18 protein-coding genes are annotated in these 22,967 nt (G+C 63.1%); 4 read left to right on the top strand and 14 right to left on the bottom strand.

What is annotated here, in order from left to right; genetic code table 11:
- Positions 1-257 precede the first annotated feature (257 nt).
- Both serS and SJY10_RS08040 read left to right on the top strand, forming a co-directional pair.
- Positions 258-1,550: a serine--tRNA ligase gene (gene serS / locus SJY10_RS08045; protein ID WP_386681306.1), complete on the top strand. Its 1,293-nt coding sequence runs from the start codon at positions 258-260 to the stop codon at positions 1,548-1,550.
- Positions 1,551-1,592: 42 nt separating this feature from the next.
- On the top strand, positions 1,593-2,309 hold the full coding sequence (locus tag SJY10_RS08040; protein ID WP_386681305.1) for a hypothetical protein: 717 nt from the start codon (positions 1,593-1,595) through the stop codon (positions 2,307-2,309).
- Between the two features lies 1 nt (position 2,310).
- On the opposite strand, the gene der is transcribed toward SJY10_RS08040, so the two are convergent.
- Genes der through SJY10_RS08025 form a run of 3 tightly spaced genes read right to left on the bottom strand, consistent with a single transcriptional unit; the run spans position 2,311 to position 5,852 of the window.
- Complete coding sequence (gene der, locus SJY10_RS08035; RefSeq protein WP_386681303.1) at positions 2,311-3,777, bottom strand: ribosome biogenesis GTPase Der; 1,467 nt, start codon at positions 3,775-3,777, stop codon at positions 2,311-2,313.
- A 51-nt stretch (positions 3,778-3,828) separates the two neighbouring features.
- A complete protein-coding gene (locus SJY10_RS08030; protein WP_386681301.1) occupies positions 3,829-5,130 on the bottom strand; it encodes a PQQ-binding-like beta-propeller repeat protein in 1,302 nt (433 codons plus the stop codon).
- Positions 5,131-5,144: 14 nt separating this feature from the next.
- Positions 5,145-5,852: a hypothetical protein gene (locus SJY10_RS08025; RefSeq protein ID WP_386681298.1), complete on the bottom strand. Its 708-nt coding sequence runs from the start codon at positions 5,850-5,852 to the stop codon at positions 5,145-5,147.
- A 219-nt stretch (positions 5,853-6,071) separates the two neighbouring features.
- Here SJY10_RS08025 and SJY10_RS08020 point away from each other — a divergent pair, with 219 nt between their 5' ends.
- Both SJY10_RS08020 and SJY10_RS08015 read left to right on the top strand, forming a co-directional pair.
- On the top strand, positions 6,072-7,307 hold the full coding sequence (locus SJY10_RS08020; protein WP_386681296.1) for an efflux RND transporter periplasmic adaptor subunit: 1,236 nt from the start codon (positions 6,072-6,074) through the stop codon (positions 7,305-7,307).
- Positions 7,304-10,930, top strand: a complete 3,627-nt coding sequence (locus SJY10_RS08015) for an efflux RND transporter permease subunit (RefSeq protein WP_386681294.1) — start codon at positions 7,304-7,306, stop codon at positions 10,928-10,930. The genes SJY10_RS08020 and SJY10_RS08015 overlap by 4 nt, the downstream gene beginning before the upstream one ends.
- A gap of 61 nt (positions 10,931-10,991) precedes the next feature.
- On the opposite strand, the gene SJY10_RS08010 is transcribed toward SJY10_RS08015, so the two are convergent.
- The 11 genes from SJY10_RS08010 to SJY10_RS07960 form a co-directional block, all read right to left on the bottom strand.
- A complete protein-coding gene (locus tag SJY10_RS08010; RefSeq protein ID WP_386681292.1) occupies positions 10,992-12,182 on the bottom strand; it encodes a multidrug effflux MFS transporter in 1,191 nt (396 codons plus the stop codon).
- Between the two features lie 101 nt (positions 12,183-12,283).
- Positions 12,284-12,625: a hypothetical protein gene (locus tag SJY10_RS08005; protein ID WP_386681291.1), complete on the bottom strand. Its 342-nt coding sequence runs from the start codon at positions 12,623-12,625 to the stop codon at positions 12,284-12,286.
- Positions 12,622-14,448 carry an ABCB family ABC transporter ATP-binding protein/permease gene (locus tag SJY10_RS08000; protein ID WP_386681289.1) on the bottom strand — a complete coding sequence of 609 codons (1,827 nt, stop codon included), beginning with the start codon at positions 14,446-14,448 and terminating at the stop codon, positions 12,622-12,624. The genes SJY10_RS08005 and SJY10_RS08000 overlap by 4 nt, the downstream gene beginning before the upstream one ends.
- A gap of 57 nt (positions 14,449-14,505) precedes the next feature.
- Positions 14,506-15,633, bottom strand: a complete 1,128-nt coding sequence (locus SJY10_RS07995; protein WP_386681287.1) for a LysM peptidoglycan-binding domain-containing protein — start codon at positions 15,631-15,633, stop codon at positions 14,506-14,508.
- A 136-nt stretch (positions 15,634-15,769) separates the two neighbouring features.
- Complete coding sequence (rarD, locus tag SJY10_RS07990) at positions 15,770-16,672, bottom strand: EamA family transporter RarD (protein WP_386681285.1); 903 nt, start codon at positions 16,670-16,672, stop codon at positions 15,770-15,772.
- A gap of 134 nt (positions 16,673-16,806) precedes the next feature.
- On the bottom strand, positions 16,807-17,259 hold the full coding sequence (locus tag SJY10_RS07985; RefSeq protein ID WP_386681283.1) for a host attachment family protein: 453 nt from the start codon (positions 17,257-17,259) through the stop codon (positions 16,807-16,809).
- 62 nt (positions 17,260-17,321) lie between these two features.
- Complete coding sequence (locus SJY10_RS07980; RefSeq protein WP_386681281.1) at positions 17,322-18,302, bottom strand: threonine/serine dehydratase; 981 nt, start codon at positions 18,300-18,302, stop codon at positions 17,322-17,324.
- 67 nt (positions 18,303-18,369) lie between these two features.
- A complete protein-coding gene (locus SJY10_RS07975; protein ID WP_386681279.1) occupies positions 18,370-18,969 on the bottom strand; it encodes a superoxide dismutase in 600 nt (199 codons plus the stop codon).
- Positions 18,970-19,050: 81 nt separating this feature from the next.
- Entirely contained in the window at positions 19,051-19,626 is a 576-nt protein-coding gene (locus SJY10_RS07970; RefSeq protein ID WP_386681277.1) for a sarcosine oxidase subunit gamma, read from the bottom strand.
- Positions 19,619-22,630, bottom strand: a complete 3,012-nt coding sequence (locus SJY10_RS07965) for a sarcosine oxidase subunit alpha family protein (protein ID WP_386684581.1) — start codon at positions 22,628-22,630, stop codon at positions 19,619-19,621. Before SJY10_RS07965 ends, SJY10_RS07970 begins: the two co-directional genes overlap by 8 nt.
- Positions 22,621-22,950 carry a sarcosine oxidase subunit delta gene (locus tag SJY10_RS07960; protein WP_386681275.1) on the bottom strand — a complete coding sequence of 110 codons (330 nt, stop codon included), beginning with the start codon at positions 22,948-22,950 and terminating at the stop codon, positions 22,621-22,623. The genes SJY10_RS07965 and SJY10_RS07960 overlap by 10 nt, the downstream gene beginning before the upstream one ends.
- Between the last annotated feature and the right edge of the window lie 17 nt (positions 22,951-22,967).

The raw sequence follows: 22,967 nt of genomic DNA, 5'->3' as shown, positions 1-22,967 counted from the left end.
TTTCAGTTCACTGCGCCGGGCACTGGCCCCGCGTCAAAGTCGGCGCACATTAGGTCTGGGGCGCCGGATTGGCAACCGCAACCCGTGCACGATTGCCGCGATATCGGGGTGATCGGGCCAGCCGTCAATGGCGGGCGGCGCGAATGTCCGCCCCGTGCCATCACAATCGCGCAGGCGCGCGCGGCTTTCTCCCCTTCAACGCGGTGCGCCAATGGTGCATACCCGCGCTAATCATATCGGAAACAAGGACCAGACCCATGCATGACATTCGCATGATCCGCGAGACTCCAGACGCGTTTGACGCCGCCCTTTCCTTGCGCGGCCTTACACCGGTGTCCGGCGAATTGCTGGCCCTTGATGCCGACCGCCGCGCCGCGATCAAACAGTCAGAGGATGCGCAGGCCGCCGCCAACGCCGCCGCCAAGGACGTGGGCAAGGCCAAGGCCAGCGGCGACGAGGCCGAATTCGCCCGCCTGCGCACCCTGATGGCCGACAAGAAAGCGGAAATCGCCGCCTTGAACGAGCGTGCAAAAGAGCTGGATGCCCAGCTGGCGGATATGCTGATCGCCCTCCCTAACCTGCCCTACGCCGATGTGCCCCCCGGCAAGGACGAGGCGGACAACGTCGAGCAAAAGCGCACCGGCACACCGCGCACATTCGATTTCAAGCCCCTGGAACATTTCGACATCCCTGCCGTGCAGGCTGGCATGGATTTTGCCGCTGGTGCAAAACTGTCCGGCTCGCGCTTTGTCGTGCTGCGCGGCGCTGTGGCCCGCGTTCACCGGGCGCTGGCCCAGTTCATGATCGACACCCATGTCGATGAACACGCCCTGACCGAAACAAACACGCCCGTCATCGTGCGCGAAGAAATGCTTTATGGCACCGGCCAGCTGCCCAAGTTCGGCGAGGACAGCTATCAGACCACCAACGGCTGGTGGCTGATCCCCACGGCAGAGGTAACGCTGACCAACCTTGTGAATGGCGACACCGTCGACGCCGCCACCCTGCCCCGCCGCCATGTCGCGCATACGCTTTGCTTTCGCTCCGAAGCAGGCAGCGCAGGCCGCGACACCAGCGGTATGCTGCGCCAACACCAGTTCGAAAAAGTCGAAATGGTCAGCATTACCCACCCCGATGACAGCGACGCCGAACACACCCGCATGACAAAATGCGCAGAGGCGATTTTGGAAAAGCTGGACCTGCCTTACCGCACCATGCTGCTTTGCGCAGGGGACATGGGCGCGGGTGCGCGCCGCACCTATGATCTGGAAGTGTGGCTGCCCGGTCAGGATACCTACCGCGAAATCTCCTCTATCTCGACCTGCGGTGATTATCAGGCGCGGCGCATGAATGCGCGGTTCAAGCCTGCGGACGGCGGAAAGCCGGAATTTGTGCATACGCTGAACGGCTCTGGCCTTGCTGTGGGACGCACATTGATCGCAGTGCTGGAAAACGGTCAGCAGGCTGACGGGTCGGTTGTTTTGCCCGCTGCATTGCACCCCTATCTGGGTGGCAAAAACACGATTTCGGCAACAGGCGATTTAATCTAACGTAGCGCTGAACAATAAGGGCGCGGGCGGCGTTGGCTGCATATGAAACATAGTCTCGCTTATCTCACGCTCGCCCTGAGCCTTGCCTTCGCGGTCGCCCCGTTTTTTTCGGGCGACTTTGCAGGTTTTGCATCGGACATGCTGCCCAATCCGCAGATCAACCCGCCGGTCCAACCGGCGGGCTATGCCTTTGCGATCTGGGGGCCGATTTACCTTTGGCTGATCGCCTCGTCGATTTATGGCGTGATGTATCGCAAGGACGACGCGGACTGGGACGCGGCCCGGTTGCCGCTGTGCATCAGCCTTGCGGTGGGCGTGCCATGGCTGCTGATCGCGCAGGTCAGCGTGATCTGGGCGACGATCACGATTTTCATCATGGCGAGCGCCGCGATTGCCGCCCTGATCCGCACGCCGCCGCTGGACCGGTGGTGGCTGCGCGGGCCGGTGGGGCTTTATGCCGGATGGCTGACGGCGGCCAGTTTTGTGTCGCTGGCGACCACGCTGGCGGGATACAACATCGGCTTTGACAGTTTCGGCTGGGCCATTGCCGGCATCATCGCGGCGCTTGGCGTGACGATTGCAACCTATCGCCGGGTCGATTCATCCAGCTATATTGCGGCGGTCATCTGGGCGCTGGTCGGGATTTGTGTGGCCAACGGGATGACGACCTTTGTCGTCACCGCGCTGGCCATCACAGGCATTGTCATCCTGATCTGCGTGATGGCCATGCAGGCCCCGCGCAGACCCCGCAGCCTTTAGGTTACTTGTCCGGTCCCGGTGCCTTCTTGTGCTTGCTTAGACGTGACGGCTGTGACGACTTTTTACCCTTATAGGGGTTCTTGTCGCCCTGATCGCGCAGCGTCAGGCGGATCGGTGCACCCGGCATGTCAAAGTCATCGCGCAACCCGTTGATAAGGTAACGAGAATAGGACGCAGGCACCAAATCGGGATGCGATGTCATCACGATAAAGCCCGGCGGACGCGTTTTCACCTGCGTTGCATAGCGCATCTTGATCCGCTTGCCGCCCGGCGCGGGTGGCGGGTGCTGTTCCAGCATTCCCGTCAGCCAGCGGTTCAGCTGCGCTGTCGTCACGCGGCGGTTCCAGACGTCATAAGCCTTCATGATCGCTTGTTGCAGACGGTCAAGCCCCTTGCCCGTTTTCGCAGAGACCGTCACCAGCGGCGCACCGCGCAGCTGGGGCAGCAGGCGGGCGAACTCTTCGCGCAGCTCGCGCAGTTTGTCCTGCTTGTCGTCTTCGGTGTCCCACTTATTGACGCCGATCACAACGGCGCGGCCTTCGCGTTCTGCCAGATCAGCAATACGCAAGTCCTGCTGCTCAAAAGGAATATCCACGTCCAGCAGCACGACCACAACTTCGGCGAACTTGACCGCGCGCAGGCCGTCACTGACCGACAGCTTTTCAAGCTTTTCGTTGATCCGCGCCTTTTTACGCATACCGGCGGTGTCGAAAATCCGCATCGGTACGTCGCCCCATTCCGTCATCACGGAAATCGCATCGCGGGTGATGCCGGCCTCTGGTCCGGTCAGCAGGCGGTCTTCGCCGATGATCTTGTTGATCAGCGTGGATTTGCCCGCATTGGGGCGGCCCACAACGGCAATCTGCAGCGGCTTGGCGCGGGTCGGAATACGCGGTGCATCTGGGTCTTCGTCATCGACGCCCACATCGGTTTCCGGCGCATAGGACAGATCGGCCTTGGCGCGTTCTTCGAACTCTTCCGACAAGGGGCGCAGCACGTCCATCAGCTCGCCCATGCCTTCGCCATGTTCAGCAGACATGCGGATCGGCTCGCCCAGACCCAAGGCATATGCCTCTAGGATGGTGATGTCAGCAGCTTTGCCTTCGCCCTTGTTGGCGGCCAGAATGACATGAGCGTTTTTCTTGCGCAGAATGTCGGCAAAGATGCGGTCGGCCGGCAGCACGCCGACGCGGGCGTCGATCATGAACAGACAAACATCGGCCATTTCCACCGCACGTTCCGTCAGCTTGCGCATCCGGCCCTGCAGCGATTCGTCCGTGGCCATTTCCAGACCGGCGGTGTCGATCACCGTGAACTTGATGTCGGCGATCCGCCCCGGCCCTTCGCGCAGATCGCGGGTCACACCGGGCTGGTCATCCACGAGGGCAAGCTTTTTGCCCACCAGACGGTTGAACAGGGTGGATTTGCCGACATTGGGTCGGCCCACAAGGGCAAGGGTAAAGGTCATGGCGCACTGGCTCCGGCTATAGTCAGAGGCGGGCCATACACCGCTTTGCCCTTAACGGAAAGCCAGCAGTTGCCCGTTCTTGTTTACGACGTAAAGCATGCCATTCGCAATCGCAGGCGTGGATGCCGCACCGCCCGGCAAGCCGACACTGCCCAAAAGCGCACCAGAGGTCGGATCGAACGACCGCAGCTGCCCGTCAGACGACGCCACGACAAGCCGGTTGCCCGCCATGATCGGCCCGAAATGCGCGTAAACCGTGCGGCCCTTGCGCAGGAACGATCCGGTTTCGACAAAATCCGGCAACGCCGTGCGCCAGATGGATTTGCCGGTGTCGCGGTCAAGGCGCACCAGTTCATTCAAATCGTTCACCATGAACACCGAATTGCCCGCAGGCCACACCGGACCTGCCGCGCCTTCACCCGCGGTCCAGATCCGTTCGCCAGATGCGCTATCCAGCGCAACCGTCACACCGGAAAAGTTGCCGACATAAACGCGGCCGCCGTCAATGACCGGATCACCGCCGATATCGGACAGGTTGCCCACAGCCTGACCGGGACGATCGCCGCTGATCACCGCAGACCAGCGTTGAATGCCGCCCTGCGGGAACACGCCCATCACCTCGCCAGAGGAGAAAGGGAACACCGCCAGATCATCCGCCACAGCCGGACCCGCGCCGCCTGCAAAAGATGTCGTCGATGGAATACCGCTGAGCTGATAGCTGATCCGGCCATTGGTCACATCAATCGCCCAGGCGCGGCTGTCGCGGCTGACGACATAGGCCAGATCGCCCACAACCGTTGGGGCAGAGGTGCCCGGCGCATCAAGTTCCTGCACCCAGATCACGCCGCCCGTGGCCGGGTCCAGCGCGGTCAGCGTGCCATAGCCGGTGGACACGAACAAACGCCCCGACCCAAAGGCCAGACCGCCGCCAGAGGCATCGGTGCGCGTGTCCGTCGGCGGGGTGATATCCGCGCTCCACACAGCGGCACCGCCGGTCGTTGTCGCGGTCACATGGCTGCGCGCATCAAGGGTATAAACGATGCCGTTCGCCACAACCGGGTCCGCCGTGATGCGCGCACCCTTGCTGTCGCCTTCACCGATATCGACGGCGAAAATCTGGCTGAGCGATGCACCCAATGCGGGCTGCGGGCTGTTGTGATCGGCGGCTCCGTTGCGATGGGTCCAGTCCGCATTGGCCACAGGCGCGGCAAAGCTGATCGGCAAGGCGCGGTTCACCTGCACATCTTCAGCGCGGATCGGCTCTCTTGTGCCGGGCAGGATAGTATCCTTTTCGCCGCAGGCAGACAGGGCAACAAGCGCCAAAAGGCTGATCGACAGGGTCTTGGATGTCACGGCGCTATTCCCTTTCACGGGTTGGTCGTTGTGGCGTCAGGTGCCGCGATGGTCGCGTCGTCGCCAGCGGCAGGGGCATCGGGCAGCGGTGCGCCCAGCGATACCATCAGGGTTTGAACGCGGTCACGCAAGCCTTGGCTGACACCGGCATCCTGCACGATATCGGTCAGGCGGGTGATTGCAGCGTCACGCTCGCCCGCCGCCAGATCGGCAAGCGCCAGCTGTTCCTGCGCCAGCAGCGCAAAGGGCTGGCCGGGGTTTGCCAGCGCTTCAAGCCGGGTGCGACGCGCAGCCGGATCGGTGCCCGCATCCAGCATTGCCGCCTTGAAGCTGGCCAGTTCGCGATAGATTGCAGGCACATCCGTGCGGGCGGCCAAGGCATCAAGCGAGGCAACAGCGGTTTCCAGATCGCCGGCTTCTTCCTGCGCGGCGGCGGCGATCAGCAGGCTGACCGCACCTGCGCCGCCGTCCGGCGACACGCCGTCCAGCGCCGCGGCGCGTGCCTCTGGATCGCTGTTGGACAGCGCGTCAAGCAGGGCATCGCCCGCCGCCTCGGCCTGGGCTGCAGCGCGGGCGCGGCTGTATTCGGTCCAGGCTGCGCCGCCAACCAGCAACACGACAAGGGCAACGGCGATCCAGCCATAGCGCTTCATCAGGCCAAAAAGGCGGTCGCGGCGCACCTCTTCGCTGACTTCATTGATAAAACTGTCGCTATCACTCATGACCGTCCCCCGCGTTCGCCGCCCGTCGGGGCGGTGATGTTGGCTGCTTCTTAACGTGAAGCGGGCCGGATTGCCAAGACCCGCGCCGCCGCCCCCTGCGCGAATGTGCCGCCCCCTGCCCGCACCAGCGGACTTGAGGCGACGTTCATTACCTCTTAACCTAACGGCGGCATATGATCTTGCGTCGCTGCCACCCTGTTTCAGATGTAAAGGATCACAATGAAACTCGTGCCAGTCCTGATCGCAATGATCGTGTCGATCGCCCTGTATTTCGTGGTCTTCGAACGGGACAGGCTTTTGACCTTTGCCGGGCGCACCCCGGATGCGGCCGCGCCTGAACAATCGCCTGAACCACCAGCGGAACAGGTCCATGACACGGCAAGCGGTGTGCGCGTTGTCGCCATGAAATCAACGGCCCGGACCGTCGACAGCGCGGTGATCCTGCGTGGCCGGACCGAAGCTGCCCGCCGTGTCACCATCGCCACCGAAACCGCAGGCCGCGTGATTTCCGAACCGCTGCGCAAAGGCACTTTTGTGGCCGCCGGCGACACCCTGTGCCGCCTTGATCCCGGCACCCGCGACAGCCAGTTGGCAGAGGCGCAGGCCCGCTTGTCCGAAGCGCAAAGCCGCGTGCCCGAAGCGCAGGCCGCCCTGGCAGAGGCAGAGGCGCGCATCCGCGAAGCTGACATCAATGTGAATGCCGCCCGCCAGTTGAACGAAGGCGGATTCGCATCGCAAACCCGCCTTGTCAGCGCAGAGGCGCAGCGCGAAGCTGCCAGTGCAGGCATCCAAAGCGCTAATTCAGCCATTACCAGCGCCGAAGCCGGGATCGAGGCTGCAAGCGCTGCCGTCGCCGTCGTGACCCGCGATATCGAACGCCTGACCATCACCGCGCCTTTCGCCGGCTTGCTGGATACGGACACGGCTGAACTTGGCACCTTGCTGCAAACCGGAAGCCCCTGCGCAACCGTGGTGCAGATCGACCCGATCAAGCTGGTGGGCTTTGTGCCCGAACTGGACGTGGACCGTGTCACTATGGGCGCGGCCGTGCAGGCGCAGCTTGCCTCTGGCGGGGCGGCACAGGGCGAAGTCACCTTTGTGTCCCGCGTGGCCGATGAAACCACCCGCACCTTTCGCGTCGAAGTCACCGTGCCGAACCCCGACCTTGCGATCCGCGACGGGCAGACTGCGGAAATCGTCATCGCGTCGGACGGTGCACTGGCCCATCTGGTGCCGCAGTCGGCGCTGACCCTTGACGATGACGGCGCCCTTGGCGTGCGCACCGTCGCGGATGACGGCACCGCCCAATTCGCCCCCGTAACCCTGCTGCGCGATACGGTGGACGGCGTCTGGCTGACCGATCTGCCCGAAACGGTGAATATCATCACCGTGGGGCAGGATTTCGTCAGCGACGATGTCGCGGTCCTGCCCACCTATGCGCAGGTTCAGCCATGATCGGCCTTGTCGACTGGGCTGCCGCTCGGGCGCGTATGGTTATCGCCTTTATCGCGCTTTCCCTGCTTGCGGGCGGTTTCGCCTATGCCAGCCTGCCGAAAGAGGGCGAGCCGGATATCGAAATACCGGCGATCTTTGTCTCTGTCCCCTTCCCCGGCATCTCTGCCGCCGACAGTGAAACCCTGCTCGTTAAACCGATGGAGACAGAGCTGTCCTCGCTGGACGGGCTGAAAACCATGTCCTCGACCGCGTCGGAAAACTATGCAGGGGTCGCGCTGGAATTCGAAATCGGTTGGGACAAGACGCAGGTCCTTGCCGATGTGCGCGACGCGATGAACGCGGCAGAGGCAAAGTTTCCCGCCGGTGCCGACCAGTATTCGGTCAATGAAATCAACTTTTCCGAATTCCCGATCCTGATCGTCAACCTGACCGGCAATGTGCCCGAACGCACCCTGCTGCGCCTTGCCCGCAGCCTGCAGGACCGTATCGAAGGCATCGACGCCGTGCTGGAGGCTGGCCTTGCCGGCCAGCGGGACGAGATGCTGGAGGTCGTGATCGATCCCCTGCGGCTGGAAGCCTACAACGTCACCGCAGGCGAGCTGATCAGCGTTGTGAACAACAACAACCTGCTGATCGCGGCTGGCGAGGTCGAAAGCGCGCAGGGCAGCTTTGCCGTCAAAATCCCGTCGTCCTTTACCGAGGCCGCCGACGTGTACGAGCTGCCCGTCAAGCGGAACGGTGACCGCGTCGTGACGATGGGCGATCTGACCGACATCCGCCTGACGTTCGAGGATCGCGCAGGCACCGCCCGGTTCAACGGCGTCACCACCGTTGCGTTGCAGGTCGTCAAACGCAAAGGCTTTAACCTGATCGACACCGCCGCCCTTGTGCGCGAAGCCATCGCGGCAGAGCGTGCCACCTGGCCAGAGGCCGTACAGCAGGCCGTTGATGTGGGGGCCAGCAACGACCAGTCCCGCGGCGTCGCCTCTATGGTCAGCCAGCTGGAAGGGTCGGTTTTGACCGCTATCGCGCTGGTGATGATCGTGGTCCTTGCCGCCCTTGGCACGCGGCCCGCGCTGCTGGTCGGCTTTGCGATCCCCACATCGTTCCTTTTGTGCTTTGCCCTGCTCGCGATTATGGGCATCACCATTTCCAACATCGTCATGTTCGGCCTGATCCTGGCCGTCGGCATGCTGGTGGACGGGGCCATCGTTGTCGTCGAATACGCCGACCGCCGCATTAGCGAAGGCACCGGCCCGATGCATGCCTATACCGAAGCGGCCAAACGCATGTTCTGGCCAATCATTTCATCCACCGCGACAACGCTTTGCGCGTTCCTGCCCATGCTGTTCTGGCCCGGTGTGCCAGGGCAGTTCATGGGGATGCTGCCCGTCACGCTGATTTTTGTGCTTTCCGCCGCGCTGGTCGTAACGCTGGTTTATCTGCCTGTCTTGGGCGGCGTCACCGGGCGCGTCAGCCGCGCCTTTGATCGCGCGTCTGCCCGGATGCGGACCTTGCCATGGCTGGTCCGCGCGGGCCTTGTGCCGATTACAATGCTGATCGTCTTTACCGGCGCGATGCTGACGCTGAATCCCGGCTATCTGTCCGGCAACGCAGCCCCTGTGGCGGGGCTGTCCGCCGCCCTGCCCGGCATGGCGGTATTCATCCTTGGCGCGATGGCGCTGGCTATTAGCATGGGCGCGGCAAAGGTGACCCGCGCGCCAAAACGCATCAAGGCGGGCTATCGTCGCTCGCCCTTTGGCCACTTGATCGCGTTTCTGACCGGCAACCCGGTCATGCCGCTGGTCACCATTGCCGCCGTGCTTGGCTTTGTCATCTGGACCTTTGGCTATTTTGGCAAGAACAACAACGGCGTTGAATTCTTTGTCGAATCCGAACCCGAACAGGCCATCGTCTATGTGCGCGCCCGCGGCAACCTGTCCCTGACCGAAAAAGACGCGCTGGTCGCGCAGGTCGAACAGGTCGTCCTTGCCCACCCCGGCGTCGACACTGCCTTTGCCTTTGCAGGCGAAGGGGGGCTGAATTCCAACACCGGCGGTGCCACCGCGCCCCGCGACACGATTGGGCAGGTCCAGTTCGAAACGATTCCATGGGAAGACCGTGCCGACCGCCCGGAACTGGACGGCGATCTGGTCATCTCTGAACTTGAATCAGAGCTTGCCCTGATCCCCGGCATCCAGACCGAAATCTTGGCCCAAGCGCGCGGCCCCGCATCGGGCAAGCCCGTGCACCTGCGCCTGAAAGGCGACGATTGGGACGCCCTGCGCAGCGCCGCCGCGATCGTGCGCGACAAGTTCGACGCAACGCCCGGCCTGACGCAGGTTGAAGACACCCGCCCCCTGCCCGGCATCGACTGGCAGATCGACGTCGATACCCGCGCCGCGGGCCGCTATGGCGCGGATGTCATGGCTGTCGGCGGCATGGTGCAACTGGTCACGCGCGGCATTTTGCTGGACACGATGCCCGTTAACAGCTCTGACGAAGAGATCGAGATCCGCGCCCGCCTGCCGGAAAAGGATCGGGTGTTGTCCACGCTTGATACGCTCAAAGTGCGCACCGATCAGGGGCTGGTGCCGCTGTCCAACTTTACCACCCGCCAGCCCGTGCCGAAACTGGCGCAGATCGACCGCGTGGACCAGCAGCGTTACTTTGACGTCAAAGCTGGCGTTGCCGCCGACATGGTGGTGCTGACAGGGGCCGACGGCGTGGTCACGGCCCTGCCGCAGGCCCGCTATGACGCGGACGAAGCCGCGCAGGCGCTGGTCGCTGACGGCGATCTGACCCTGCAGGTGCTGAATGCAAACGAACGCATCGCTGCGCTGACCGACTGGCTGGACACCGCCCCCCTGCCCGCTGGCGTGGCCTGGGAATGGACCGGCGATCAAGAGGATCAGGCCGAAAGCGGCGCTTTCCTGCAAACCGCCTTTACCGGCGCGCTGATGCTGATGTTCATCATTCTGCTGGCGCAGTTCAACAGCGTCTATAACGCCGTGCTGGTGCTGCTGGCGGTCGTGCTGTCCGTGGCAGGCGTGCTGGTGGGCATGCTGGTGATGGATCAGGCGTTTTCCATCATCATGACCGGCACGGGCATCGTCGCGCTGGCGGGGATCGTGGTGAACAACAACATCATCCTGATCGACACCTATCAGGAATACGCAGCCTATATGCCGCGCCAGACCGCCATCGTCCGCACGGCAGAGGATCGCATCAGGCCTGTTCTGCTGACCACGATCACGACCATGGCGGGCCTTGCGCCGATGATGTTCGGCCTCAGCCTCGATTTCATGCAGGGCGGCTATACCATCGACAGCCCCACGGCGCTGTGGTGGAAACAACTGGCGACGGCTGTTGTCTTTGGCCTTGGCACTGCGACTGTGCTAACGCTGGTCTTCACCCCCGCCATGCTGGCGCTGCGGGTCTGGCTGGCGACCTATGTCGGCATGGCCGGACGCGGGATCGCGGCGCTGACCGGCGGCCGGTCGGGGCGCGCCGCGCAGGACTGGGCGCTGGCCCGCGCGGCGGCCAAAATCACCTCGACCGAGCTGATCTGGCTGGACGACGAACCAAAGCCTCGCCCGACCACGGTGCGCGCTGCCGAATAGACAGCAAAAAGCCCGGACGCGCGGGACGTCCGGGCCTTTTGGGGACAGATTGCACCTTTGACTAAACGGGTTGCACCCGCGCCACCCGGCCCAGTGTCATCAACGCCAGGGCCAGCGCCAGAACGGCACAGAGCGCGATCGCCGCGACCATCGGCAATGCGGTGCCGTCAAAGAACAGCCCCGTCAGTGCGATCATCACGCCGCCCGCCACCATCTGCAACGTCCCGCCAAGGCTTGATGCAAGACCCGCAATGCGCGGATGCGGGTCAAGCGCCATCACCATCGTTGTCGGGATGACAAGGCCAAGGCAGGCGTTCGCCAAAAACAGCCCCGCCACGATCAGCGGCAGCGACACGAAGCCGGCCAACACCAGCGCCAGCAGGGCCACGGCAAAGCCGGCAAAGCCCATAACGCCCCAGCGCATCAGGCGGACAATGCCGACGCGCTCTCCTAGCGGGGCGGCGGCCTGGCTGGCGGCGAAAAAGCCCACGGCATTGATAGCGAAGGCAAGCGAAAAGCCCGTTGGCGTCAGGCCGAACTGGTCCACGTAAACAAAGGACGCAGAGGCGATAAAGACGAAAAAGCTCGCCATGCCGAAACCGCCGATAAACGTCAGCCCCATGAACACTGGATCGGTCAGCAAGACCTTGGCGCTGGCCAGCAATGATCCGAAGTGGATCTTTTGCCGCTCCGCCGGGGCCAGCGTTTCAGGCAAGGCAAATCCCGTGATCAGCGCCGCGGCAACCGCCGTGCCGCACAGCACCCAAAAGATCAGGCGCCAGTCGCCAAGCTGGATCAGGCCGGACCCCGCCAGCGGTGCCAGCATGGGCGAGACAGAGATGACCAGCATGACCATGGCCATCATCTTGGTCCCGTCTGTCCCCGTGGCCGAATCGCGGATCACCGCACGGGGCACGACCATCAGGACCGCGCCGCCGATGCCCTGCACCGCCCGCGCCGCGACCAACGCGCCGATTGTCGGGGCCAAGGCCGCCATGGCGCTGCCGATGATGAAAATCGCAAGGCCTGCAAACAGGGGCCGCTTACGTCCGGCCTGATCGGACCAGGGGCCATAGATCAGCTGCGCAAGGCCGAACGCCACGAAATAACTGGTTAGCGTCAGTTGAGCCGCGGTTTCAGTAACACCCAACGACGCGGCAAGCGCGGGCATCGCGGGCAGATACATGTCGATCGCAAAAGGACCGACAGCAGACAAAAGGCCCAAAATCAGGGCCATGCGGAAAAGTGACATATGCTGTCCTGATCTGGATGAGGTTGCGCCGGACGCTACGCTGCGTCACGGCTTTGCGCAACGCCCCCTTGCGGCGTCAGCACTGCGCGTGTGCGCACAGGTCAGCCAAGGCCCCGCGCCTGCGCGGCGTCATCCAGACCGGCCCACCACTGCGCATAGCTGGTGTTTTTGGGATGCTTGCCGCCTTCGTCCGGGGCACCATCGTCCCACCAGACCGGCCCGCGCTCGCCCAAGGTCCGCTTGGCTGCGTCCACCTTATCGCGGGCCGCGCGGGTGGCGTCTTCGCTGTCTGCCTGCCCCACGGCGCGGCGCGCCTGCATCAGCGCCTTGACCGCCGCCCGCCGCGCGGTGTCGTCCAGCGCCGGATTGGTCTTGCGCCACATCCGCCCCTTGGCCACGAAATAGCGTCCGTCCGGCGTAGCGGGATAATCCTTGGCGCTCACGCTGCGTCCTCTTCCTCGCTTTGGCGGTTCCAAAGATGGGCATAGCGGCCAGCCTGCGCCAGCAGCGCGTCATGGGTGCCTGTCTCAACGATCTGTCCGTCTTCGAGCACGACAATCCGGTCGGCATCCTGAATGGTGGACAGGCGGTGCGCGATGGTGATGACCGTGCGGCCTTGCCCCATCTGGCGCAGCTCGCGCTGAATTTCCCGTTCCGTATCCGTATCGAGCGCGCTTGTCGCCTCGTCCAGCAGCAGGATCGGCGGGTTCTTCAGCAAGGTGCGCGCAATGCCGACCCGCTGCTTTTCACCCCCCGACAGCTTCAGCCCGCGTTCGCCCACGGTCGTCTCGTATCCATCTGGCAGGCTCATGATGAAATCATGGATATTGGCGGCGCGGGCGGCTTCGCGAATTTCAGCCTCGCTTGCCCCGGGGCGACCGTAAGCGATGTTGTAGTGGATGGTGTCGTTGAACAGCACCGTATCCTGCGGCACGACGCCGATTTGCGCGTGCAAACTGTCCTGCGTCACATCGCGCACATCCTGCCCGTCAATCAGCATGGCCCCGCCAGTGACGTCATAGAACCGGAACAGCAGCCGCCCGATGGTGGATTTGCCCGCGCCGGAAGACCCGACAATCGCCACCGTCTGCCCCGGCAACACGTCCAGCGACACGCCTTTCAGAATGGGCCGCGCCGGATCATAGCCAAAGTGCACATCCCGCAGCGTGATCTGGCCGCCCGTTACCTGCAGCGCAGCGGCACCGGGCTTGTCCACCACCTCTGCCGGCTGTTCCAGCAGGTCGAACATGCCGCCCATATCGATCAGTGCCTGCCTGATTTCGCGGTAAACCGTACCAAGAAAGTTCAGCGGCATCGTGATCTGGATCATATAGGCATTCACCATGACGAAATCTCCCACCGTCAGCGTGCCCGCCTGCGCGCCCATGGCTGCCATCACCATGACCGCCACCAGACCCGCCGTGATGATCAGCGACTGGCCAAAATTCAAAAACGCAAGGGAGTAGTTCGTGCGCACCGCAGCGGTTTCATACTGCCGCATCGCGCTGTCATAGCGTGCGGCCTCCCACCGCTCTGCGCCGAAGTATTTAACGGTTTCAAAGTTCAGCAGGCTGTCGATCGCCTTTTGGTTGGCGTCGGTATCCTGTTCGTTCATCACCTTGCGGATCTTCACCCGCCATTCTGTCACCGCAAAGGTGAACCAGACGTAAAGCGCGATCGTGACGACAACGACGACCATATACCAAACGTCGAAGTTAAAGAACAAAACCACAGATATCATGATCAGCTGCAACAGCAGCGGCCCCATCGAAAAGATGAGAAAGCGCATCAGAAAATCGACGCCTTTGACGCCCCTTTCGATGATACGGGACAGCCCGCCGGTTTTGCGCGTGATGTGATAGCGCATGGACAGGCGGTGGATATGGGTAAAGGTTTCCAGCGCCAGCGTGCGCAGCGCCCGCTGGCCGACGGGGGTGAAAATCACATCGCGCAGCTGCGTCAGCCCCGTCGTCGCCAGCCGCGACGCGCCGTAAAGCACGGTCAGCCAGACCGCCCCCAGCGCAATTAGCCTAGTGTCGTCCCGCGCTTCCTCTGCCAGGGCATCGACGGCGGCCTTGTAAAGGAACGGCGTACCCACGGCGATGGCATTGGCCGTCAGCAGCACGGCGATGGCAGCGACAACACGGATACGGGTCTTGGTATCGCCTGCAGGCCACAGATATGGCGCGACGCGGCGAATAACGTTCCAGCCTTCGATCTTGGCATTGGGGTCGAAATTGGCATCGGTCTTGGACAGGCGGCGCATGACGTTCCTTTGGCTGGTGCCTTTACCTAGGCAGGCGCGGCTGTGATGGCCAGCACCCTAGCGCCCCGGAATGACAAAGACCTGCCCCGGATAGATCAGGTCGGGATCACGGATCTGGTCCGCATTTGCCTCGAACAGGGCGACATACATCAGGCCCTCGCCAAGGTTGTCGCGGGCAATCGCCCACAGCGTATTGCCCGGCTGGACGGTCTGCGTGGCCGCGCCCGCGTCGCCCTGCAAGGCGGCGACGCTTGCGGGTTCTTCGCGCTGGAAAGGTGTCTCTACACGGCTGGCGACCGTGCCGTCCTGCGCAACCTCGTCGATGCGCAGGGTATAGGTGCCCGCGCTGATATCCGGCAAGGTTACACGCCAATCGCCTTGCGGCCCCACAGGGCCAGCGACGACGGGTTCGTTATCAACGTAAACCTGTAAGTTGCCGTCCCCCGGCGCACGCCCGGCCAGTTGCACGCCCCCAGCCGCGTCATAGGTGATTGCATCCAGCGCAACGCGGTCCATCGCCTGCGGCCCCGGCCCCAGCACACGCGCGCCTTGGGTGTCGACAACGACAGTGGGGGCGTCCGCTGCTTCGGTCGTCTCTGCTGTGGCGGGTGCCTCTGCATCTGCGCTGGCCGGCGTTTCAGCCGCAGCATTCTCGGCCTGTGCAATGGCCACCTCTGCCGGTTCGGATGGCACCTCTGCTGCCGCGACCGGTGCTGCGTTCATCTCTGCCTCGGCCTCTGCCGCCGGGGCCGGTTCAGCCGGCGCACCGGCGCCGGGCCGGACCAGCACGGCCTCGCCGCTGGGAACGCCGCCGTTTTCCGCAAAGGTCAGGCTGCGCGGTGTATCGGACGCCGTCACCTCTGCCGTGGTGGCAAAGCTGCCAGCGCCATCGGCCTGCGCCGTCGCAATCGCCTGCCCTTCCAGCAGCACGGTCACCTTTGCCCCGGGCGCGGCCTGGCCGGCAACGACGGCGACACCGTCATCGCCCAGAAAAAAAGTATCGACACTGGGGCCGGATGGTGCGGGCTCTGCCGCTACAGGCGCGATCGCGGGTGCCTGAACCACTGCTGCGGCAGGGGTATCATCCTCCTGCGCTGCTTTGCGCGGAAACAGGGCGATGACGAAAACCGCCAGTGCCACCGCGGCTGCAGCGCCGCCCATCAGCCGTATCGTGTTGTTTGCCATCGTCCTGCGCCCCCCAGCGACCCCGTCTTGGCGGAATCCCGCCTAAATCACAGGCTGGCGCAAAGCGCGGGTCACTGCAAGCGCCCGCGCATGCAAGGATTTCAGGCGATGGCCTGCGCAACACACATTGGCGCGGTCAGACCACTGCGCGCGCCCGCCTGCGGGCGCGGCGGTCTGCGGCGATGGTGGTCACCGAATACAGCGCCAAGGCGGTCCAGATGATCGGAAAGGCGATAGCGTGCCACAGCGTCAGCACATTGCCAAAGAACAGCACCGCGCAGCCGAACTGCAGCGTCGGGTTCAGATATTGCAAAAGTCCGACTGTCGACAGCCGCAGCCGCCGGGTGGCAAAGCTGAACAGGATCAGCGGCACCCCGGTCAGCAACCCCGACAAGGCCAGCAGTGCCATATCAGGCCAGTTTATCGCGTGATTGCCAACCTCGGTCCCGCGAAAGACCAGCCACAGCAGCGCCAGCGGGGCCAGTACTGCGACCTCTGCCGTCACTGACACCACGCCGCCCAGATCAAGGCCCTTTTTCAGCACGCCGTAGGCTCCGAATGTTAGCGCCAACGCCAGCGCGATCCAGGGCGCAACACCAAGGCCCAGCGTCAGCACGGTGACGGCAACGGCAGCCAGCAGAACAGCGGCGATCTGCGCCCGGCTCAGGCTTTCGCGAAACACCAGCCAGCCCAGAACCACCGCCACCAGCGGAAAGATGTAGTAGCCCAGCGATGCTTCCAGCGCGTTGCCGATGGAAATGCTGTAGATAAAGCCGAACCAGTTCAGCGATATAGTAATGGCAGAGGCGACGATCAGCATCATCGTCCGCCGCACCCGCAGGGCTGCGATGACAAGCCCCAGCCGCCCCTGCGCCGCAAGCAAGGCCCCCAGAAAGATCAGCGACCAGATCGTGCGGTAGCACAGCACCTCCAGCGGGGGGACATGGGCCAGCAGGTGATAATAAAGCGGCGACAGCCCCCAGACGGTGCAGGCCAGAATAAGGGCGAGCACGCCTTGAACGCTTGGGGAAAACTGCATGACGCGGGCCTTTGACTATTGCGCCCATCTGGCGCAAAGCCGCCCCCTTTCACAAGGCGAAACGACATGGCGGCATGTATTGGGGGCCGCTCCCGCGGTGGCCGCCTGCACCCCGGCAGACGGCCATTACAGGATCAGGCGACCAGATCGGCCTTTACGATGTCCTCGATATCCTTGACCGGATGGTTCGTCAGGGTCTTGGGGATCTCTCCGACGATCTTGTCGGTGACTTCCTGATGCAGCTGTCCGCGCAATTCGCCCAGCACGCTGGGACTGGCGACCAGCACAAGGCTGTCGAACTTGCCCTTGTGGACGCGCTCATACAGGATATCCGCCAGATCGGCGGCAAAGCGGTCCTTGGCCAGCTCGTGCCAATCGGTGTCGTCATAGGCGGATTTGCCGGGATTGGCAGACTGGCCGACACGGCCGGGGCGGTTGGCGGATTGATCAATATCCTTTGGATTGTCCTGCTCTTCTTTGCGGATCACTTCCAGGTTTGGATCGGTGCCGTCGGTGATATTGCGCAAAAAGAGGGCCTTTTCGCCGTCAGCCACCACAACCCATGTGCCATTCTTGATCTGTGTCATGCTCGGAACTCCTTTGGTTATCACTTGAAAAACCAACGATTCCCCTGCGCGATTGTTCCGCCCTATCCGGCCATCACCGCCTGCCAGCGCGCAACGGATACGTTGGACCCGCAGGCGATGATGCCGACATGCCGGCCCGCCAGCTGGTCCCGCAACGGTCCGCAGATCGCCGCCAATGACGCCGCACAGGCCGGTTCCGCCAGCAGGCGCAGGACATCCATGTAATGCCCCATTGCAGCCCGCATCTGCGCGTCCGTCACATGCACCATTCGGTCCACCACCTGCTGCGCGACGCCCAGCGAATAGGGCATCGCCTTGGGCGCGCTCAGGCTGTCGGCGATGGTTGCGATCTTGTCCAGCGCCACGGGGTGCCCCGCCGCAAGGCTACGGGTCATGCTGTCGGCACCTGTGGGTTCGACCCCGATCACCTGCACATCGGGCTTGGCCAGTTTGAAGCCATGCCCCAGCCCGCCAATCAAGCCGCCGCCGCCGACAGGCACGACCAGCGTGTCGATCTGCGGGGCCTGAGCCGCGTATTCCGCGCCGCAGACTGCTGCACCAAGGGTCATATGCGCGCCGTCAAACGGATGCAGGATCGCGCGCCCTTCCTGCGCGACAACGCGGTCCATTTCGGCAAAGGCAGCCGGCATGTCGTCGCACAGCGTGACTTCGGCCCCCATGGCCCGGCACCCTTCGATTCGCAGCGGGTCTACGGTGGATGGCATGGCGATGCGCGCGCTGACACCGGCCGCCTGCGCCGCCCAGCTGACCGCCAGCGCATGATTGCCGCCCGACGCCGCGACCACACCAACCCGCCGCTGCACCGCATCCAGCCGGTGCAGGCCCAGCAAAACGCCCCGTGCCTTGAACGATCCGGCCTGCTGGAACAGTTCCAGCTTGACCGTGATGCTGGCAGCATCCGGCAAGATCCCCTGCCAGCGGTCAGAGGTCAGCGCCAGCGCGGGCGTGCGGATCGTGTCCGCCGCGATTTCAGCGGCGGCAGCGGCGATGGTGTCTTGGGTCGGCAGGGTCACATCAGTCATCGTATCATCCAAAGCAAAAGGCCCGCGCGCGGGGCACGGGCCTTTGTAGGTCTATGCGCAGGGCGAATTACATCCGGCCCGCAACATTTTCCCAGTTTACCAGATTATCAAGGAAGTTGGTCAGGTAAGCGGGACGCTTGTTGCGGAAATCGATGTAATAGGAATGTTCCCACACATCGCAGCCCAGCAGGGCCGTTTGGCCAAAGCACACAGGGTTCACGCCGTTTTCGGTCTTGGTAACCTTCAGGCCGCCATCGGTGTCCTTGACCAGCCAGGCCCAACCGGATCCGAACTGACCTGCGCCAGCGGCGCTGAACTCTTCCTTGAACGTGTCGACGGAACCAAAGCTGTCAACCAGCGCCTTTTCCAGCTCGCCTGGCATCTTGCTGTCGCCCGGCGACATCATTTCCCAAAACTGGTTGTGGTTCCACAGCTGGCTGATGTTGTTGAAAATGCCGTTCTGCGCAACAGCCTTGGGATCGTAGGTGCCCTTGATGATCTCCTCAAGGGACTTGCCTTCCCACTCGGTGCCGGCAATCGCCTTGTTGCCATTGGTCACATAGGCGTTGTGGTGCAGGTCGTGGTGATACTCCAGCGTCTCCGCGGACATGCCCTTGGATGCCAGCGCGTCGTGGGCGTAGGGAAGATCGGGAAGTTCGAAAGCCATGGTGTGACCCCTTTTATGAAGTGTATTTCGCTGCCGGGAATGGAAGCCCGATTGCTGGTCAGGTCAACCCCTGAAAGAGGATCAAGTTCCGCGCGGGAAATGCCCGACAGGCCCCGCCGCCGCTGATGCGGCCAACAAATCAAAGGCATATTCCGCGACAGAGCGGAAACAGATCACCTCGAATGTTTGCTCGCCGCTCATCCAGAAGGCAGCGGCGATCTGCCCGAGCCTGCTGCGCAGCACCTGCCCCGGCCCAAAGGTGTCCGGATGCAGATCAACGGGTGCCAGCTTGGCGATCACCTCTCGGGCAAAGGGGCCGTCGAGCCGCAGCATGGCGCGCGCGTCGGATACATCGACCGCCAGATGATGCTGGCCCTTCAGCATCTTGGCGATGCGAGCCAAAGCTTCGGCCACGTTTGCATGGGGCAACACGAACAGCAGCTCGTCCGGCGACATCCACAGCACGGCGGTATCGCCTTTGACCTGCACTTCGCGCGGCGCGGGCACTGGCAGGCTGACCAGATCCTTGCACAGCGACCGGACTTTGGACGACGACAGATCGCCACGCAGTGTGATCATGCCATGCACGCCAGTGTCGCTGACCTGAACGCTGCCGTGCGTGGCCCGCAGGCGAAGGGCGCTAATGGGATCAGACATTCTGCTTCTCTCCGTCCTTGTCATAGAACACCGGATCGACGATGCGCGCATCGACAAACCCGCCGCCTTCCTTGGTAAAGGCGATCACCTCGCCCATGCGGTTCGGGCCGTGTTTCACCAGCCCCATCGCGATGCCCTTTTTCAGCGTCGGCGAATAATAGGTCGATGTGACGCGCCCTTGGGTGTTGCGCTGGCCATTGGCGTTGGTGCCTTCGTCCACCGCATAGGCACCGTCCGCCAGAACCGAGCCATCGACCGTTTCCAGCCCCACCAGTTTCCAGCGGTCCGGGTCGACCATATGGCTGCGCATCTGGCCGCGCTTGCCTAAAAAGTCGTCCTTTTTCTTGGAAATCGCCCATTTCAGATTCAAGTCCTGCGGAATGATCGTGCCGTCGGTTTCGTCACCGATCATGATAAAGCCCTTTTCGGCCCGCATCACATGCAGCGCCTCTGTCCCGTAGGGCATCAGGCCAAAGGCTTCGCCCGTCTTGACCAACAGATCCCAGAAGGCAGCGCCCTGACCTGCGGCGACGGCGATTTCATACGACAGCTCGCCCGAAAAACTGATGCGGAACACCCGCACATCAAAGCCGCCGATCTGCCCGTTTGCCCATTGCATGAAGGGCAGATCGTCCTTGGACAGCGCCATGCCGCCAATCGCCTGCAACAACTGGCGCGCCTTTGGGCCGACGACAGCAAATTGGGCGTATTGCTCGGTGACATTGGCCACATAGACCTGCCAATCCCACCATTCGCACTGCAACCAGTCTTCCATATGCGCCAGAATACGATCTGCACCGCCGGTCGTCGTGTGGCAAAGCCAGGTGTCGTCATCCATACGGGCGACAACACCATCGTCCATCAGGAAACCGTTTTCGCTGCACATCAGACCATAGCGGCATTTGCCGACGGCCAGATTGGACATCATGTTGGTATACATCATGTCCAGAAACTTGCCTGCGTCCGGCCCTTTGACGATCAGCTTGCCAAGAGTAGAGGCGTCCAGCAAACCTACGTTTTCGCGGGTGTTCACCACCTCGCGCGTGACCGCGTCATGGGCGGTTTCGTCGCCGCGCGGATAGGCATAGGGCCTGCGCCACTGGCCGACCGGTTCGAACTCTGCCCCCTGCGCATCATGCCAGGCGTGGACCGGCGTCTTGCGGACCGGCTGAAACAGCTCGTCCCGGGCCACACCCGTGATCGCGGCGAGCGGCAGCGGTGTATAGGGCGGGCGAAAGGTCGTTGTGCCGACTTGGGGAATCGCCTCTCCCAGTGCATCAGAAAGCACCGCTAGGCCGTTGATGTTGCTCAGCTTTCCCTGATCTGTAGCCATGCCCAGCGTGGTATAGCGCTTGGCGTGTTCGACGGATTGAAAGCCTTCTTGTGCGGCCAGTTGCACATCGCTGACCTTCACGTCGTTCTGATAATCCAGCCACATTTTAGACCGCAGCTTGTAGGGGGCCTGCGCGGGCATAATCCAGACCGGGGCCATCGCCTCTTCTGCGATATCGTCGCCCATCGGGACTTGGCCCGGCTTGCGCGTGTGACCGGCCACCTTGGCCGCCTTACGCCCGGCACTAAAGCCGTCGGCAATCGCCTCTGCGGTGAAAAGATGACCATTGGCGGTGCCAACGGCAATGACAAAACCTTCGCCATCCGCGCCCAGCGGCGGGCGGTCCGTATCGGGGCGGAAAAAGGCATGCGGCGCGTCCCAGACCAGCTTGCCGCCACAGTGAGACCACAGGTGCACCACGGGCGACCAGCCGCCCGACATGGCAACGCAATCGCAGGGGATCGTTTCCGTGACCGTGCCTTCGCCGTCCTGCGCACAGACCTGCACGCCAGTGACACGCTTGCCGCCATCAACCGCGGCGATACCGCTGTTCGTCAGCACCTTAATGCCAAGGGCGCGCACCTGCTGCGGCAGATCCCCCTTGGCAGAGGGGCGCGCGTCGATCACGGCGGGCACCTGAAGCCCCGCATCATGCAGGGCAATTGCCGTGCGATAGGCGTCGTCGTTGTTGGTGACAATCACAGTGCGTTCGCCCACGGCGACGCCAAAGTTTACGACGTAATCGCGCAAGGACGCCGCAAGAAGAACACCCGGCACATCGTTGTAAGCAAAGGATAAAGGCCGTTCAATCGCGCCCGTTGCCGTGATGATGCGCCCCGCCCTGATCCGCCACAGCCGCTGACGCGGACCGCCCTGTTTGGGCGCGTGGTCGGTCAGGCGTTCGTGCGCCAGCGCATAGCCGTGATCGAACACGCCAGCGCCCTGGCAACGCAGCCGCAGATCGACGTTGGGCATGGCGTCCAGCTCTGCCAGCGTCGCATTTACCCAGTCCTGCGCAGTGATGCCTTCAATGCTGGGCTGGTCCACAACAGCCCGGCCACCCCAGCCAGAGGTTTGTTCCACCAGCAGCACCCGCGCCTCCGCGCGCCCAGCGGCCAGCGCGGCAGCCAGACCGGCAATTCCGCCGCCGATAACAAGGACATCCACGGCGACGTTAAAGTGTTCATAAGTGTAATCATCACCGGTTTTCGGCGCACGGCCAAGTCCGGCAGAGGCGCGGATGATGGGTTCATACACGTGCTTCCAGAACGCCTGCGGCTGCATGAAGGTCTTGTAATAAAAGCCGGCAGGCAAAAAGCGCGACAGCTTTGCGTTGATGACGCCAACGTCGAATTCAAGGCTGGGCCAATGGTTCTGGCTACGGGCGGTCAGCCCGTCGAACAGTTCGACCTGCGTCACGCGGGCGTTGGGTTCCTGCCGTTCGCCGCGCCCCAGTTCCACCAGCGCATTCGGCTCTTCCGCGCCAGCGGCGACAAGCCCGCGCGGGCGGTGATATTTGAACGACCGCCCCACCAGCAGTTGATCGTTCGCCAGCAAGGCAGAGGCGAGCGTATCGCCCGAATAGCCCTGCAACCGCTTGCCGTTAAAGGTAAAATGCACGGGCCGGTTCTTGGCGACCAGCCTGCCTTTTGTGCGCAGCCTCATTGAAATGTCCTCCACGACCAGCCGGGTTGCTTTGCGGATATCGCGTCACGGATGGCCTGCGGCGGCTCTGTCGTCTGCGCGGAATAGGTGCCGTAGACTTCCAGCGTTGCTGTATTGCGGGCGGCCAAGAACCATTTGCCGCAGCCGTAAACATGCCGCCAGCGTTCAAAATGCACGCCCTTGGGGTTTTCGCGCATGAAAAGATAGTTTTCGAACTCCTCCGCCTCTGATCCGGGGCCAAAGCGTTTCAGATGCGCCTCTCCTCCGGCGTGCAGATCGGTTTCATCGACCATCCGGTCGCAATGCGGGCAATGCAGGATCAGCATGGGATAACCTTTGACGT

The sequence above is a fragment of the Loktanella sp. R86503 genome (genome assembly GCF_042466455.1).
Taxonomy (GTDB): domain Bacteria; phylum Pseudomonadota; class Alphaproteobacteria; order Rhodobacterales; family Rhodobacteraceae; genus Loktanella.
The sequence above is the reverse complement of the archived record's forward strand: the minus strand, read 5'-3'. Positions and strand labels throughout refer to the sequence as shown.